Annotated in this window: 16 protein-coding genes; 4 read left to right on the forward strand and 12 right to left on the reverse strand. The window is 57.6% G+C overall.

The window, feature by feature from the left end:
- The first annotated feature begins 47 nt into the window (after positions 1–47).
- Positions 48–668 carry a homoserine/homoserine lactone efflux protein gene (rhtB, locus tag AB3N39_RS19990; RefSeq protein WP_111963537.1) on the forward strand — a complete coding sequence of 207 codons (621 nt, stop codon included), beginning with the start codon at positions 48–50 and terminating at the stop codon, positions 666–668.
- On the opposite strand, the gene rhtC is transcribed toward rhtB, so the two are convergent.
- The 3 genes from rhtC to pldA all read right to left on the reverse strand — a co-directional run bounded on the left by rhtC (position 665) and on the right by pldA (position 4,136).
- Positions 665–1,285, reverse strand: a complete 621-nt coding sequence (gene rhtC / locus AB3N39_RS19995; protein ID WP_111963536.1) for a threonine export protein RhtC — start codon at positions 1,283–1,285, stop codon at positions 665–667. The genes rhtB and rhtC overlap by 4 nt on opposite strands.
- Before the next feature lie 61 nt (positions 1,286–1,346).
- The gene (gene recQ / locus AB3N39_RS20000; RefSeq protein WP_367896971.1) at positions 1,347–3,176 is read right to left on the reverse strand and encodes an ATP-dependent DNA helicase RecQ; all 1,830 of its coding nucleotides are present in this window, start codon (positions 3,174–3,176) and stop codon (positions 1,347–1,349) included.
- Positions 3,177–3,266: 90 nt separating this feature from the next.
- Positions 3,267–4,136, reverse strand: a complete 870-nt coding sequence (gene pldA, locus AB3N39_RS20005) for a phospholipase A (RefSeq protein WP_133295316.1) — start codon at positions 4,134–4,136, stop codon at positions 3,267–3,269.
- 163 nt (positions 4,137–4,299) lie between these two features.
- Between pldA and yigI the strand changes: the two genes are divergently transcribed.
- Together yigI and rarD are read left to right on the forward strand one after the other, a co-directional pair.
- Positions 4,300–4,767: an acyl-CoA thioesterase YigI gene (yigI, locus tag AB3N39_RS20010; protein WP_008501538.1), complete on the forward strand. Its 468-nt coding sequence runs from the start codon at positions 4,300–4,302 to the stop codon at positions 4,765–4,767.
- A gap of 51 nt (positions 4,768–4,818) precedes the next feature.
- Positions 4,819–5,715: an EamA family transporter RarD gene (gene rarD / locus AB3N39_RS20015; RefSeq protein ID WP_008501539.1), complete on the forward strand. Its 897-nt coding sequence runs from the start codon at positions 4,819–4,821 to the stop codon at positions 5,713–5,715.
- 83 nt (positions 5,716–5,798) lie between these two features.
- On the opposite strand, the gene corA is transcribed toward rarD, so the two are convergent.
- From corA to AB3N39_RS20055, 8 genes are all read right to left on the reverse strand, one after another.
- The gene (gene corA / locus AB3N39_RS20020; protein WP_008501540.1) at positions 5,799–6,749 is read right to left on the reverse strand and encodes a magnesium/cobalt transporter CorA; all 951 of its coding nucleotides are present in this window, start codon (positions 6,747–6,749) and stop codon (positions 5,799–5,801) included.
- 150 nt (positions 6,750–6,899) lie between these two features.
- Positions 6,900–6,956 (reverse strand): YsgD/CorL family protein, encoded by a 57-nt coding sequence (gene ysgD / locus AB3N39_RS20025; protein ID WP_212743980.1) that lies wholly within the window; start codon positions 6,954–6,956, stop codon positions 6,900–6,902.
- Positions 6,957–7,105: 149 nt separating this feature from the next.
- Positions 7,106–9,268, reverse strand: a complete 2,163-nt coding sequence (gene uvrD / locus AB3N39_RS20030) for a DNA helicase II (protein WP_032646073.1) — start codon at positions 9,266–9,268, stop codon at positions 7,106–7,108.
- Between the two features lie 76 nt (positions 9,269–9,344).
- Complete coding sequence (gene yigB / locus AB3N39_RS20035) at positions 9,345–10,061, reverse strand: 5-amino-6-(5-phospho-D-ribitylamino)uracil phosphatase YigB (protein WP_111963534.1); 717 nt, start codon at positions 10,059–10,061, stop codon at positions 9,345–9,347.
- Positions 10,061–10,963 (reverse strand): tyrosine recombinase XerC, encoded by a 903-nt coding sequence (xerC, locus tag AB3N39_RS20040; protein ID WP_367896972.1) that lies wholly within the window; start codon positions 10,961–10,963, stop codon positions 10,061–10,063. The genes yigB and xerC overlap by 1 nt, the downstream gene beginning before the upstream one ends.
- Positions 10,960–11,667, reverse strand: a complete 708-nt coding sequence (locus tag AB3N39_RS20045) for a DUF484 domain-containing protein (protein WP_133295321.1) — start codon at positions 11,665–11,667, stop codon at positions 10,960–10,962. Before AB3N39_RS20045 ends, xerC begins: the two co-directional genes overlap by 4 nt.
- Positions 11,664–12,488 (reverse strand): diaminopimelate epimerase, encoded by an 825-nt coding sequence (gene dapF / locus AB3N39_RS20050; protein WP_111963532.1) that lies wholly within the window; start codon positions 12,486–12,488, stop codon positions 11,664–11,666. The genes AB3N39_RS20045 and dapF overlap by 4 nt, the downstream gene beginning before the upstream one ends.
- 35 nt (positions 12,489–12,523) lie before the next feature.
- Positions 12,524–12,727 carry a lipoprotein gene (locus AB3N39_RS20055; RefSeq protein WP_024907980.1) on the reverse strand — a complete coding sequence of 68 codons (204 nt, stop codon included), beginning with the start codon at positions 12,725–12,727 and terminating at the stop codon, positions 12,524–12,526.
- A gap of 135 nt (positions 12,728–12,862) precedes the next feature.
- On the opposite strand from AB3N39_RS20055, the gene cyaY reads away from it, so the two are divergent.
- A complete protein-coding gene (cyaY, locus tag AB3N39_RS20060; protein ID WP_111963531.1) occupies positions 12,863–13,183 on the forward strand; it encodes an iron donor protein CyaY in 321 nt (106 codons plus the stop codon).
- Positions 13,184–13,273: 90 nt separating this feature from the next.
- Here cyaY and cyaA read toward each other — a convergent pair whose 3' ends face one another.
- Positions 13,274–15,817, reverse strand: coding sequence for a class I adenylate cyclase (cyaA, locus tag AB3N39_RS20065; protein ID WP_115877016.1), 2,544 nt, complete (start codon positions 15,815–15,817; stop codon positions 13,274–13,276).
- Positions 15,818–15,921 lie beyond the last annotated feature (104 nt).

The raw sequence follows: 15,921 nt of genomic DNA on the forward strand, positions 1-15,921 counted from the left end.
AATAATAGCGTATTGTGGCATAAAAATAGACGGTTCGGGAGTTTCAAATGACCTTCGAGTGGTGGTTCGCCTACCTGCTGACATCCATTATCCTCAGCCTTTCTCCGGGTTCGGGTGCTATTAACACCATGACTACCTCAATCAACCACGGTTACCGCGGTGCGGTGGCATCCATTGCCGGACTGCAGGCCGGGCTGGGCATTCATATTGTGCTGGTTGGGATTGGTCTGGGGACACTTTTCTCCCGCTCGGTGCTGGCGTTTGAAGTGCTGAAATGGGCCGGGGCAGCCTATCTGATTTGGCTCGGCATCCAGCAGTGGCGCGCGGCAGGTTCCATCAACCTGAATACTCTCGCGCAGACGCAAAACCGCGGCCATCTGTTTAAGCGAGCGGTGTTCGTCAACCTGACCAACCCGAAGAGCATCGTTTTCCTCGCCGCGCTGTTCCCGCAGTTTATCGTTCCGCATCAGCCGCAGGTGATGCAGTACGTGGTGCTGGGCGCGACCACCATTATCGTCGATATCATCGTGATGATTGGTTACGCGACGCTGGCGCAGCGAATTGCAGCGTGGATTAAAGGGCCTAAGCAGATGAAGGCCCTGAATAAAGTCTTTGGCTCGCTGTTTATGCTGGTTGGCGCGCTGCTTGCGTCAGCGCGTCATGCTTAGCGAGAAATGATGAGATGAATGCCGAAGCCGGCGAACAGCGCGCCGGCGCAGCCGTCAATCCACTTCGCGATACGCTGGTAGCCGCGGCGCATCGCCGGTAAGGCGAACAGGCTGGCCACGATAGTAAACCAGGCAAAGGTTTCAACGACGATCAGCAGGAAGATGCCCCAGCGTGCGCCCGCACCGACGCTATCGCCGACAAACAGCGAGAACACCGAGCCGAAATAGATAATGGCTTTCGGGTTCGCCAGATTGGTCAGCAGCCCTTTTACAAAGCTGCGGCCGCCCGTTGCCAGCTCCACCTTTGGCTCTTCCGGCTTTTTCTCTTCTTTCTTCAGCGCCCCGCGCAGCATCTGGTAGCCCATCCAGCACAGGTACAGCCCGCCGCCGACCATAATGATGTTATGCAGCCAGGCCATCTTCGCCAGGATCAGGTTCAGACCGAGCAGCGCAACGGCCGCCCAGACCATAACGCCCATGGTGATACCGAGCACGCCCATCATCGCCTCTTTTCGGGAGCGGCTGACGGCCGTTTGTGACACGAAGAAAAAGTCCGGGCCGGGGCTCATCAGCGCAACGATGTGCACTAATGCCACGGTGAGAAATAGCATTAACATAATTAGCTCGCGGGGAAATAATTTAGTGAGTCATCATCCTGGCACTTTTTCGCCCGGCTGACTACTCTTCATCGTCGCCGTCGGCGTGAGAGCGGATGAGCGCCATAAACTCTTTACCGAAGCGCTCCAGCTTGCGCGTCCCCACGCCGTTGACGCTGAGCATCTCGCTGGCGCTGAGCGGCATCTGCTCGGCCATCTCAATCAGCGTCGCGTCGTTGAACACCACGTAAGGCGGGATGTTTTCTTCGTCGGCGATGGCCTTACGCAGCTTGCGCAGTTTGGCGAACAGCTTGCGGTCGTAGTTGCCGCCGTAGGATTTCTGCATCACGCGTGGCTTCAGGGCGATGACGCGCGGCACGGCGAGCTTGAGCTCAACGTCACCGCGCAGAACCGGGCGCGCCGCTTCGGTCAGCTGCAGGGCGGAGTGCTGGGCAATGTTCTGCGTGGCGAAGCCGAGGTGGATTAGCTGGCGAATAATACTCACCCAGTGTTCGTGGCTCTGGTCCTTGCCAATACCGTAGACAGGCAGCTTGTCGTGGCCCATATCGCGGATACGCTGGTTATTGGCACCGCGCAGCACCTCCACCACGTAGCCCATCCCGAAGCGTTGATTCACACGGTAAATGGTCGAGAGCGCCTTACGCGCGTCCATCAGGCCATCGTACTGCTTCGGCGGGTCGAGGCAGATATCGCAGTTGCCGCACGGCTCCTGGCGCCCTTCACCAAAGTAGTTGAGCAGAACCAGACGACGGCAGGTTTGCGCTTCGGCAAACGCGCCCATCGCGTTGAGCTTGTGGCGCTCGATATCCTGCAGCTGTCCCTGCGGCTTCTCTTCCAGACAGCGGCGCAGCCACGCCATATCGGCCGGATCGTAAAACAGCATCGCTTCCGCAGGCAGGCCGTCACGCCCGGCGCGGCCGGTTTCCTGATAGTAGGATTCGATATTGCGCGGAATGTCGAAATGCACCACAAAGCGCACGTTGGGCTTGTTGATCCCCATCCCAAACGCCACCGTCGCGACGACGATCTGCAGGTCGTCGCGCTGGAATTTTTCCTGCACGTCGGCGCGGATGTGGTTCTCTAACCCGGCATGATACGCGGCGGCGCTAAAGCCGCGGTTTTGCAGACGCGCGGCGGTGTCTTCCACCTTTGCACGGCTGTTGCAGTAGATGATGCCGGACTTGCCGCGCTGCTCCTGGACGTAGCGCAGGAGCTGATCCAGCGGCTTGAATTTTTCCATCAGCATATAGCGGATGTTGGGGCGGTCGAAGCTGCTGACCTGGATATAGGGGTCGTTCAGCCCGAGCAGGCGAACGATATCCAGCCGCGTGGTGTCATCCGCCGTGGCGGTAAGCGCCATAAACGGCAGCTCGGGGAAGCGCTGACGCAGCTGGCCGAGGGCGGCGTATTCCGGGCGGAAATCGTGTCCCCACTGGGAGATACAGTGCGCTTCATCCACCGCCAGCAGGACCGGGTTCCAGTGCGCCAGGTGGTCGAGGAAGTTATCCAGCATCAGGCGTTCCGGCGCGATATACAGCAGGCGGATCTGCCCAGTGCGGCACCCGGCCATGACCTCTTGCTGCTGCTCCCGGGTTTGGGTCGAGTTGAGACAGGCCGCCGCCACGCCGTTGGCGAGCAGCTGGTCAACCTGGTCTTTCATCAGAGAAATGAGGGGGGATACCACGACCGTCAGGCCGTTAAGCACCAGCGCGGGCACCTGATAACAGAGGGACTTGCCGCCACCGGTAGGCATCACCACCAGGCAATCACGACCTTCCAGCACCGTTTCAATGATGCTTTCCTGGCCAGGGCGGAACTGCTGGTAGCCAAAGGTTTCATGCAAAACCTGTTTAGCCAGCGACTCCTGATTCAATACTTCCGCCTGCGCCACGTTAACCCCATATGCCTGAAATGAAACAGGCGCTATTTTCAGCGCCTGAGAGAGAAACTTCAACGTTTAACGCAAAAACATTCGAACAGCCTAGAGAATATCGTTCAGCATCACGCCCACGCCGACGCGGGTCTGGTTGAAGTTGTAATCGATAAGCGACTCGCCGTAACCGCTGTAGACTTGTGTATAAAGGCGGACATGCTTGCTTACCGGATAGCTTAAGCCCACTTCCGCGCCGCCGTAGCCGGTGTTCCAGTTGTACTGACCTTTCGCACTCAGCACGGCATCACCTAACTGGTAGCCGACTTTAAGCTGGTAGTAGCCCATATATTTGGTGATGTCCGGGTTGTCATCAGTGCTGCCGACCACATACCACGGCTTCACTTCCACCATCCAGTTACCGTTCTGCGCCATCAGGCGCGTATAGGCACGGTTCCAGCTACGGGATGTCGGATCGGAACGTCCGTTAGAGTCATGGTTAAAGCCCACTTCCACATCGCGTAACGTCCAGCCCGCAAACTCATAATCCGTTGCAAAGCCGAGGAACAGCTGGGGCTCATAGTTGGTTTCGCGGAACGGCGAGGATTCCCCGCTGTTAGAGAGCTGCCACCAGGACTTCTGCGTATAGGAGGCACCAAACACCGAGTTCGGTCCCAGAATGCCGCGCCAGAACGGGAAAGCGAGGCTGAGCTGGAACTTCACCTCATCTTTACGCGCATTATCAGACCAGTTATAGGAGCTTATCGCCTCTTTGTTGAGATCGCTGGTCTGGGTGTAAATCACGTAGTTGGTGTCATACGGATAGAGCGTGAACGGATTGTCATGCTCCTGAAGAAGGTTCGCGATAATGCTACCGTGAACGGCAGGCTTATCATGCACCTCTTTGATTGTCGCTTCCTGCGCATATGCTGTGAGGGGCAGCGCAACCGCCGCCAGTAACCATGCCAGATACGTCCGCATCGGTGGTGTTCTCCTGCAAAAGAGTAAAATTAGCTAAATAGTTATGTGGCGGACATTCTACAGACTTCTGCGACAACTGCTGCATCCTCGTTTCTGAAAGTGGAATTCCTTGTTGCTGAGGCATAAAATCAACATTTCGTTAACAATAAGGATGTGATGCCTCATGTCAGCCATGCTTACCGCCGAAGAAGTGTTAAAACTCGTGGGCGAGATTTTTGTTTACCATATGCCGTTTAACCGCGCGCTGGGACTGGAGCTGGAGCGTTACGAGAAAGACTTTGCCCAGCTGAGCTTCAACAACCAGCCGATGATGGTAGGGAACTGGGCGCAAAGTATTTTGCACGGCGGCGTGATTGCCTCCGCGCTTGACGTGGCGGCAGGTCTGGTCTGCGTGGGCAGCACGCTGACCCGCCATGACACCATCAACGAAGACGAACTCCGCCAGCGTCTGGCGCGCATGGGCACCATCGATCTGCGCGTCGACTATCTTCGCCCGGGGCGCGGAAATCGCTTTACCTGTACCAGCAGCCTGCTGCGCGCGGGGAATAAAGTCGCCGTGGCGCGCGTTGAATTACACAACGAAGAGCAGGTGTATATCGCCAGCGCAACCGCCACTTATATGGTGGGTTGAGGCGGCAAAATCGGGTAAAATTAATTCACTTTTTTGTAACGGATTTTCCCGATGGATGCTAAACAGACGCGGCAGGGCGTTTTACTCGCCCTTGCCGCTTATTTTATTTGGGGTATCGCCCCGGCGTATTTCAAGCTTATCGCCTACGTTCCGGCCGATGAGATCCTGACTCACCGCGTCATCTGGTCGTTCTTCTTTATGATTGCGCTGATGAGCCTCAGCCGTCAGTGGTCGGGCGTCAAAACGCTGCTGCAAACCCCGAAGAAGATCTTCCTGCTGGCACTTTCTGCCGTGCTGATTGGCGGCAACTGGCTGCTGTTTATCTGGGCGGTGAATAACCATCACATGCTCGAAGCGAGCCTGGGGTACTTCATTAACCCGCTGGTGAATATCGTGCTGGGGATGATTTTCCTCGGTGAGCGCTTCCGCCGGATGCAGTGGGTGGCGGTGATTCTAGCCTTCTGCGGCGTACTGGTGCAGCTCTGGACCTTCGGCTCGCTGCCGATTATTGCCCTCGGCCTGGCGTTCAGCTTTGCGTTCTACGGCCTGGTGCGTAAGAAGATTGCGGTAGAAGCGCAGACGGGGATGCTGTTTGAAACCTTGTGGCTGCTGCCCGTGGCGGCGATTTATCTTTTCGGCATCGCCGACAGCCCAACCAGCCACATGGGCAGCAACCCGTGGTCGCTAAACCTGATGCTGATGGCGGCGGGCGTGGTGACCACTATTCCACTGCTGTGCTTCACCGGTGCGGCGACGCGCCTGCGTCTCTCCACGCTGGGTTTCTTCCAGTACATTGGCCCGACGCTAATGTTCCTGCTGGCGGTGGTGTTTTACGGCGAGGTGCCGGGGGCGGATAAGATGGTGACGTTCGCCTTTATCTGGGTGGCGCTGGCGATTTTCGTCGCCGATGCGATTTATACCCAGCGCAGGGGGCGCAAAGGGCTGTGAAGTTGCCCTAACTCTAACCCTCTCCCACAGGGAGAGGGAATTCGATCGTAGGGCGGGTAAGCGCAGCGCCACCCGCCAGATTTTTACAGCCAGTTCCGGCGCTTAAAGTACAGATACGGCGCCAGCCCCGCGAGGATCATAAAGATAATCGCCCCCGGGTAACCAAAGCTCCACTTCAGCTCCGGCATAAACTCGAAGTTCATCCCATAGCTGGATGCCACCAGCGTTGGCGGCAGGAACACTACGGACACCACCGAGAAGATCTTGATGATGCGGTTCTGCTCGATGTTGATAAAGCCCATCGCCGCCTGCATCAGGAAGTTGACCTTCTGGAACAGGGATTCGTTGTGCGGCAGCAGGGATTCGATATCGCGCAGGATCTCACGCGCCTGCTCCAGCTGACCGCCCGGCAGACGCGCCTTGCGCACCAGGAAGTTCAGCGCGCGCTGGGTATCCATCAGACACAAACGCACCTTCCAGCCGATATCTTCCAGCTCAGCCAGCGTGGAGAGTGCCTCGTCGTACTCATCGCCCTGATGGCCTTCCATGATCACGCGGCTCAGCTTTTCCAGATCGCTATAGATGTTTTCAATTTCGTCCGCCAGCTGTTCAATTTTGGTCTCGAACAGATCGAGCAGCAGCTCGTAAGCGTTACCATCCACCATTGCCTGGCTGCGGGCGCGCATGCGGTAGAGACGGAATGCCGGCAGCTCGCGCTCGCGCAGCGTAAACAGGCGGCCATCGCGAATGGTAAACGCCACGGTGGAGTTACCCGCGTGGTCTTCCGCATCTTCAAAGAAGAAGAAGGAGTGAATATGCAGACCGTCTTCGTCTTCAAAAAAACGCGCGGATGCTTCGATGTCTTCCAGTTCCGGGCGGGTTGCCAGGCTTTGCCCCAGCTCAGATTGTACGCGAAGGCGCTCATCGTCGTCCGGCTCGACCAGATCCACCCATACGGCATCAATGAGGGGCTGTGACTCTTCGGCTTCAAGCCGAGTCAGTCGGTTATTTTCGAGTTGAAATGCGCTCAACATGACCGGGACTCCCAATGCAAAAAATATCGGACAGTTCGGTGGGCACACAGAAACAAATTGGGTTTCAGACCATTAAACAGCCTGACTCAGCGCGACGGGAATAATGCAGTCGCTGACAACCACTAAGGCCATCAGCAAGAGGAGATAGCCTTAGGAGTTGTTCCTGGATGACAGGGAATTGAGCCAGTATCTACTGGGTGTGTCCAAGGCGAATGTCCTCTTAGCGTAATCGTGCGCGCATGTTACGCCAGCTATAACTGTGGCGTCAACACGCAACGAAACGCTGAAGGGCATTAATTGACCTTCAACGTATAAGGCTAGCAGATTATTACAAAATAATGATATTTTTCTGTATGTTAGACTGTTTCCAGCTTCGCGTAGGCCGCCACCAGCCATTTAATCCCCTGCCCCTGGAACGCCACCTGCAGGCGGCTGTGCTCGCCGCTGCCTTCCAGATTCACAATGGTGCCTTCGCCAAACTTCGAATGGCGCACGCGCTGGCCCAGCTTGTAGCCAGTGTCGGTTTCCGCAATCGGCGAACCCATGCGCTGATGGCTGACAGGACGACTGATGCTCGCCCGCAGACGCACCTCCTCCACGCACTCTTCCGGCAGTTCACCGATAAAGCGCGATGGACGGTGATAGACCTCTTTACCGTACAGACGGCGGGTTTCCGCATAGGTCAGCGTCAGCTTCTGCATCGCGCGCGTCACGCCCACGTAGGCCAGACGGCGTTCCTCTTCCAGACGGCCGCCTTCATCCAGCGACATCTGGCTCGGGAACATCCCCTCTTCCATCCCGACGATGAACACCTGCGGGAACTCCAGTCCTTTGGCAGAGTGCAGGGTCATGAGCTGAACCGCATCCTGCCAGGTATCGGCCTGCCCTTCCCCCGCTTCCAGCGCGGCGTGGGAGAGGAACGCCTGCAGCGGCATCAGGTCTTCGTCTTCTTCGTTGTAGCTGAACTGGCGCGTTGCCGTGACCAGTTCCTCTAAGTTCTCAATACGGGTCTGGCCCTTCTCACCTTTTTCCTGCTCATACATGGTGCGCAGGCCGGAATCTTTAATCACCCGGTCGGTCTGCACGTGCAGCGGCATGTCGGCCGTTTCCTGCGCGAGGGCGTCAATCAGCTCAAGGAAGCGCTGCAATGCGCTGGCGGCACGTCCGGCAAGCGCTTTTTCCTGCAGCAGCTCGCGGCACGCCTGCCACAGCGTCAGCTGGCGGTCGCGCGAGGCCTGACGCACCACGTCCAGCGTACGGTCGCCAATCCCACGGGTGGGCGTGTTGACCACGCGTTCAAACGCCGCGTCGTCGTTACGGTTGGCAATCAGACGCAGATACGACAGCGCATCTTTGATTTCCTGACGTTCGAAGAAGCGCATGCCGCCATAAATGCGGTACGGCATGCTCACCTGCAGCAGCGCCTCTTCCAGCACGCGCGACTGGGCGTTGCTGCGGTAGAGAATGGCGCACTGCTCCAGCGCGCCGCCGTTGTCCTGCCAGGTTTTGATGCGGTTCACCACGAAGCGCGCTTCGTCGAGCTCGTTGAAGGCGCAGTAAATCGAAATCGGTTCGCCATCGACGCCGTCGGTCCACAGCTTTTTACCCAGACGCCCGTTGTTGTTCTCAATCAGGGCGTTGGCCGCGCTCAGGATGTTGCTGGTTGAGCGGTAGTTCTGCTCCAGACGGATGGTTTCCGCGCCGGGGAAATCGTTGAGGAAGCGCTGGATGTTCTCCACCTGCGCCCCGCGCCAGCCGTAGATCGACTGGTCATCATCGCCCACGATCATCACCTTGCCGGTATCGCCGGCCAGCAGGCGGATCCACGCGTACTGGATGTTGTTGGTATCCTGGAATTCGTCCACCAGGATATTGGTGAAGCGTTCACGGTAGTGCTGCAGGATGTGCGGTTTGTTCAGCCACAGCTCGTGGGCGCGCAGCAGCAGCTCGGCGAAATCCACCAGACCGGCGCGATCGCACGCTTCCTGATAGGCCTTGTAGACGTTCTGCCAGGTCTGCTCGACCGGGTTGCCGAAGCTCTGAATGTGGTGCGGGCGCAGCCCCTCGTCTTTCTGGCCGTTGATGTACCACATCGCCTGACGCGGCGGCCACTGCTTCTCGTCGAGGTTCATCGCCTTGATCAGCCGTTTCAGCAGACGGAGCTGGTCTTCGCTGTCGAGGATCTGGAAATCCTGCGGCAGGTTGGCGTCCATGTGGTGTGCGCGCAGCAGGCGGTGCGCCAGGCCGTGGAAGGTGCCGACCCACATGCCGCCCTGGCTGGTGCCCATCAGTTGGGCGATGCGGTGGCGCATCTCCGCCGCCGCCTTGTTGGTGAACGTGACCGCCATGATGGAGTACGGCGAGCAGTTTTCCACGCTCTGCAGCCAGGCGATACGGTGAACCAGCACGCGCGTCTTACCACTGCCCGCTCCAGCCAGCACCAGCAGGTTGGTGCGCGAGGCGGCAACCGCGTCACGCTGTTTGTCATTAAGGCTGTCGAGCAGGTAAGAAACGTCCATTGGCACCGTCACGTCATGTCGGGCAGGCGAATAGCATTCGCCAAAACCCTGTTAATTTATACAGAACAATTGATGATTATATCAGCGTCGTGAGGGATGCCAACCGTGAAATTTCCACGTGCGGCAGAAGACGGCTATCGGAGGCGATCATCAGGTCAGCGTTTTCCGGCTTGATCCAGCAGGCCTGCATCCCGCAGCGGATGGCGCCGGCCACGTCTGTGGTCAGGTCATCCCCCACGTGCAGGATCTCACCCAGCGGCAGGTTAAGCTTATCTGCCGCCAGATGGTACATGTCACTGAACGGCTTCGCGCGCCCGTGAGGACCCGCACGCAGCACGAATTCAAAATAATCGCTGAGGCCAAACAGCTCCGGCTGGGCATTGCCGTTGGTGATGGCCACCAGCGGCCACTTTTCGGCAAGCTTCGCCAGCGTGTCGTGGGTTTCCTGCGGCACGTCGATGCGGCTGCGCCATTTAGCAAAGTTTTCCATGGCCGCTTCCGCCCCAATGGCGGCATCCTGCGTGCTCAGACCCACGTTGAGCATCGCCTGCTCAACCGCGCGACGACGCCATTCGGTCACGTCGTGGTAAATGTCCGGCTCGGTCTCACGCAGGGACTGGCGCAGCTTCTGGAAGTCCTTGTTCTGTATCGCCTTCAGCGCGGGATGGTAGTTCTGCACAAACGCCAGGGACTCCTGCTCGGTGCGCAGGATCACCTCGCGGTTGTCATAAAGAGTGTCATCAAGGTCAAACGTCAGGGCTGAGATCTGACCGAGTGGGCGGTAAAAACGCATTATTTCCCCCGTTTGGCGCGTGGATGCGCCGCGTCATACACCGAGGCAAGGTGCTGGAAGTCTAAGTGGGTATAGATTTGAGTGGTCGACAGATTTGCGTGGCCAAGCAGTTCCTGCACGCCGCGCAGATCGCCGCTCGACTCAAGCATGTGTGTCGCAAAGGAGTGGCGCAGCTTGTGCGGGTGAACGTGGCTGTTCAGCCCCTGCTTAATGCCCCACTCCGCAAAGCGCTTCTGCACGTTACGCGCCGAGATCCGCTTGCCAAGCTTCGACAGGAACAGCGCATCTTCGTCGGAGCCAAACAGCCCGCGCAGGTCAAGCCAGTGCTCAATCCAGGAGACCGCATTGCGGCCAATCGGCAGGCGGCGCTCTTTGCTGCCCTTACCCATTACCCACACTTCGCCCGATTCCAGATCGAGATGCTTGAGGTCGAGGTTAACGAGCTCAGACAGACGTAACCCGGCACCGTACATCACCTCCAGCATCGCGCGGTCGCGCACGGCCAGCGGATCGTTCAGATCGATATCCAGCAGGCGGTTTACGTCGTCAACGTCGATATTTTTAGGCAGATGGCGCGGCGCCTTCGGCGTGGCGATCCCTTTTGCCGGGTTGGCTTTAAAGCCCCCCTGGCTGACCAGCCAGTCGAAGAAGCTGCGCAGCGCTGAGATCCTGAGCGCCAGGCTCGCCGGGCTGAGATTTTTTTTACGGCTACGCACAACAAACCCGCGTACCGTCGCAGCGTCACATTGTTGCCAGCTTTTCAGGCCGATTTCGTCGGCGATCTGCATGATGGCATCAAGCTGACGCTGATAGTTAAGCAGCGTAATGGGGCTAAGCTGACGTTCCACGCCGAGATAGCGCAGAAAGCGCGAGACGTCAGTGGCGAGCAGTCCGTCCATCATACGCGCTCAATCCAGCGCTCCAGCAGCTCAGGCAGCATCAGGGCGATCTCCTGCAGCAGGTGCGTGGCTTGCCCCTGCTCGTAGTGATGCGCGTCGCGGCTGGTAAATAATATGACGCCCAGATCGCCATCGCGCCCCATCAGCGACATCGCCACCGAGCCAATCGCTTTGGCTTCCGGTAATACCACCAGCAGCTCAGGCCCGTTCAGCGGCCCCAGATAGTGGTGATCATGGCCCAGACGCTGAATGCGCAGCGGTTCAAATGCCTGACGGCTGAGTGCCAGATGGGTAAATCCCGACGGCGCGCCGATGCGCCAGCGGTCAGGGAAAAGACGAATCGTTGCGCCCGCCAGCCCCAGCTCGCGCGCCCAGCGGTGGAAACGGCTGAGGAACTCGTCGAGGCTGTGCGCCGACGCCAGACGCGCCTGCAGATGCAGCAGTCGATAGAACAGGCTTTCGTTGGTGCTGGCCTGCTCCATCAGCAGCGTCATGTTCTCTTCAAGCTGGCTGATGTGGTTGCGCGAGCGCGCCATGTGCCATTCGACCAGCGACACGGTTCCGCGAACCGGGTGCGGCACGCGCATCTCTTCGACGGCGCGTGCATTGCGAATAAAAAACTCAGGATTGCGCAGCAGATAATCAACAACAGCCCTGTCGTCCAGTTCCGTCACTGTTTCCTGCAGTTCTTCCCCTGGTTGTTTCATAGATGGATAAACCCGTCATAGACATGTGCCGCCGGGCCAGTCATATACAGTGGATGACCCGGTCCTTTCCAGGCGATATCAAGCCGACCGCCCGGTAATTCCACGCGAACCTCTTCAGCCAGTACCCCCTGGGAGATGCCCACGGCCACCGCAGCACAGGCACCGCTTCCGCAGGCCTGAGTCTCACCCGCGCCGCGCTCGTAAACCCGCAGGCGAATGTGTTCGCGCTTCACCACCTGCATAAAGCCGATGTTCGCGCGCTCCGGGAAACGTTCGTGGCTTTCCAGTACCGGGCCGAGCGTTTCGACCGCGGCAGTTTCCACATCATCAACCTGAATCACGCAGTGTGGGTTACCCATTGAGACGACGCCGCACAATACTGTCTGCTCGGCCGCACGCATAATATAGGTCTTTTCCGCTTTGTTTGCGCGAAACGGCACGACGGAGGGCTCGAAGTTAGGCTCGCCCATGTTCACGCGCACCAGCTCATCATCGGTGACGCTGAGCACCATGCGACCATTGGCCGTGCTGACGCGAATATCACGCTTGTTGGTCAGCCCTTTCAGGCGGACAAAGCGGGCGAAACAGCGCGCGCCGTTGCCGCACTGGTTAACTTCGCTGCCGTCCGCGTTAAAAATACGGTAGTGGAAATCAAGATCGGGATCGTACGGTGGCTCGACCACCAGCAGCTGATCGAACCCCACGCCCAGATGCCGATCCGCCAGGCGACGGATCAGTTCAGGCGAGAAAAACACATTCTGCGTTACCGCGTCGACGACCATAAAATCGTTGCCAAGGCCATGCATTTTAGAGAACTGCATCATTTGCTCCATTGCGCGGGTACAGAACGTTGTCGTCAGAGATTAACCTGAGTCGGGCCACCGTTGTCGCCACGGTCGTTAGTATTTGGCGTGGTAGACTCAATGCCGCTGTTAACCGGTTTCGTCGGCGGCGGCGCGGTTTTATCCGCAGGCGGAAAGTACAGTGGTCCCTTCAGTCCGCAGCCAGTCAGGCTAAACAGCGTGATGAGAACGGCAAGCGTTCGGAAAGCGTTTTTCATTATAAAGTTGCCCGTAAGTTCAAATCTGTTTCTATCATCGCAGGAGAAGACACAAAAGCAAGAGTTTGCCGCTTTCCTGCAACGGGAATTATTTAGGGTTATACTGCCGGCATCACGAAAAACAGGAACAAAACCATGAACGACAGTGAATTCCATCGCCTTGCCGACAACCTGTGGATGACCATCGAAGAGCGTCTTGACGACTGGGACGGTGACAGCGATATCGATTGTGAAATCAACGGCGGCATTCTGACCCTGAGCTTCGAAAATGGCAGCAAAATTATTATTAACCGCCAGGAGCCGCTTCACCAGGTGTGGCTGGCCGCTAAACAGGGCGGCTATCATTTCGATCTAAAAGACGGGGAATGGGTTTGCGACCGTAGCGGCGTACCGTTCTGGGATCTGCTGGAACAGGCGGCGACCGCGCAGGCGGGTGAGAACGTGAGTTTCAGGTAGTTTTCTTGCCCGGTGGCGGCTGCGCCTTACCGGGCCTACACGGCTCGAACCGTAGGCCGGGTAAGCGTGAGCGCCACCCGGCGAAAAGGCTCAGGAGAAATACTGCTGCAACAGCGGGGCGGTGTCCTGATTGGCAGGCGCGGCAGGCGTGACGGATTGGGTGCGGAACGGAATCACCTGCGTACGGCCGTCGACGTTCACAATCTGGTAGAACTGCGGCAGGTTAAAGTTGATAAAGCTTGAGCCGTAGGTAAAGCGGTCATGCGAAGAGGAGTAGAAGCGGCTGACATCGCGCACCAGCTCCTCTTTACTGCCTTCACAATGGTGATATACCTCGGCGCGGTTAGTCTCATCCAGAATGTAGATGTTGAATCCGGCATCGTCGCCCGACTCTTCAAAGAAGAACTGAATAATCCCTTCACTGGCGAATCCGTCCACCACCTGCGGGAGCTTAACGTGGTTGGTTTCCACCTGCACCGACAGGCCATGCAGCTTGTTGTGTGAAATCGCGCCGTAAAACTCGATGGCGTTTTCCAGCTTCTGTACCGACACGTTCAGGCGCTCGAAGAACAGTCCCCAGGTCTGACCGGAGACGCGCAGCGCTTTAAAGCGGCCTGTTTCCTGACGGGTACTGGAGAGACGCAGTTCGATACACTCAGAAACCAGCTGCTGCACGCGGGTGCGAATTAAACCGCGCAGGTGCTGGCTGTAGCAGAACACTTCCACGCTGTCCGGCGGCGCGGCATCCTGGTGCATCTTGCCAAGAATGGTTTTCAGCGCTTCGATCATTGCCTGCTCGCCGTTGAAGTGCAGGGTACGCACTTCGTTCCACGAGTTGCGGTACAACAGATCGACACTGCCTACCAGGCAGTTTTGCTGCTCGCCAAAGCTAAAGACGTCCAGCTTGCGGAAGTCAAAGTGAACCACCTGATTGCGGAAGGCCGCCGTCGGGTCGTATTCCAGGTTGACGATAATCGCCAGATGGCGAATCTCACACGGGCTGTAGAGCGCTTTCGGCGTAGGGGCAGGCAGACGCAGCGGGAAGTGGTGCGATACATCCGTGACCATCTCCTGCAGCTTAGCAAGATCTACCACCTCGTTGCCTTTGATAAACAGGCGCGTGCGCGAGGTCAGCAGACCGTTAAACCAGGCCCAGGCCACCAGCTTGTTCAGGTAGCGGTTATACTCCAGCGGCTGATGGCTGATAATTGAATCCATGCTTGGCGCACGGTTGTAAAGATACCACCCGGTGCGGTTTGCACGGCCCGGCGGCACAAAGATAAAGGTCAGATTCGGTTCAGACAGGTCTGGCGAAATCTGCGGGTTAACCAGGGTAACTTTACCCGGCAGCGCTTCAAACGCGGCGTAAAGCTTACGGGTCAATACCCCGATGTCCTGCGGGCTGGCAGAAACGCTGAGGTTGTTACGGCGCGCAAAGCGGATCAGGTTGCGGTAGCTTTGCATCATCGCATCGAGCAGTTCGTTGTGCGCTTCACGCACCTGATCGATTTTCCAGTTGGCCCGGTTATCGAGCATGGACAGACGCGCTTCGTCCCATCCCCACTCTTTCACTAACTGACTGACCACTTCACGACGCCAGCCCACGCAGGCGCGTTCGCGGCTCAATTTCTCACAGACTTTGAGATAGAAACATCGACGCACCAGGTCAAGACGCGTGGTGTCATCGATGGCTTTCAGGTACTCGGTTACGCGCTCCAGCATCATGCAGTAGGCGTCCAGCCCGAAGGAGACGATTTCCCCGTCGTGCAGACGCTGCTTGATATCTTTCGCCAGCAGGCGCGGCGTAGGGTATTCCCAGGAATAGGCTTCCAGCAGCAGCGTTTTCAGCACCGCTTTATACGGTGAGTCGATACTCTTATAGAGCTGCCAGAGGCTTGCGCCAAAATACTCTTCTGCTGACAGAGAGCTGAGGCCGCCGAGATCCAGCCATTCGTTTGGCGTCAGTACGCCCTGCGCGTAAAGCGACATGACGTAGTCATCGTAATGCTCTTCTTCTTCGCACGGGACCATATTCCACAGAATACGCTTCCCGGCCAGACGCACAGCAGTACGGTAGAATTCATCCAGCAATAAGATGTGCTGAGTCGAGCCGCAGTCCTCACCACCCAAACTGCCGCTTTCGTTATGGCGGAAACGGTTTTCATCAATAAGGAAGAAGCTCACTTCCACGCCGAGCGAGGCCGCCCAGCTCTCCAGCAGGCTGCATTTACGCTGCAGTAGCTGACGCTCGTCGTTATCGAGCCAGGACTGATGACAGACCCAGATGTCCAGGTCCGAAGAACAGCTTTGCCCTACCGATGAGGTGCTCCCCATTGAGTAAACGCCGGTAATAGGCAGTTCACCTTTTGGAGATTCCTGTGGCGGCATGCCGCGGTAAAGTTCCAGCTCGTTCAGATAATGCTGTTGGGTTTCATCAGGCGTGAAAAGGCAAATGCCCTGGGGAACGTTACCGTCAAGGTAGCCAGGCATCAGCGGATGGTGATAGTGCAATAATGTCGGCAGCAGACTGTATACCTGCTGGAAAGCAGGGCCCATGGCAGCAAGCGCGCGATCCACACGCAGTTGATTTATGGCATCCAGTCTCTGTTTCAGAGTCTCAATATAGAGGTACAAGACGTATCGCCTGATGTTTCCGGGTGTCGCAAGCTATTCAAAACACGAGTAACAGCGGACCCGCAGTATTTCAAAAAGATAACCGTTACCCTTTTTCGCCTTTA

Origin of the sequence: Enterobacter vonholyi (genome assembly GCF_040834095.1) — a bacterium.
GTDB classification, from domain to species: domain Bacteria; phylum Pseudomonadota; class Gammaproteobacteria; order Enterobacterales; family Enterobacteriaceae; genus Enterobacter; species Enterobacter vonholyi.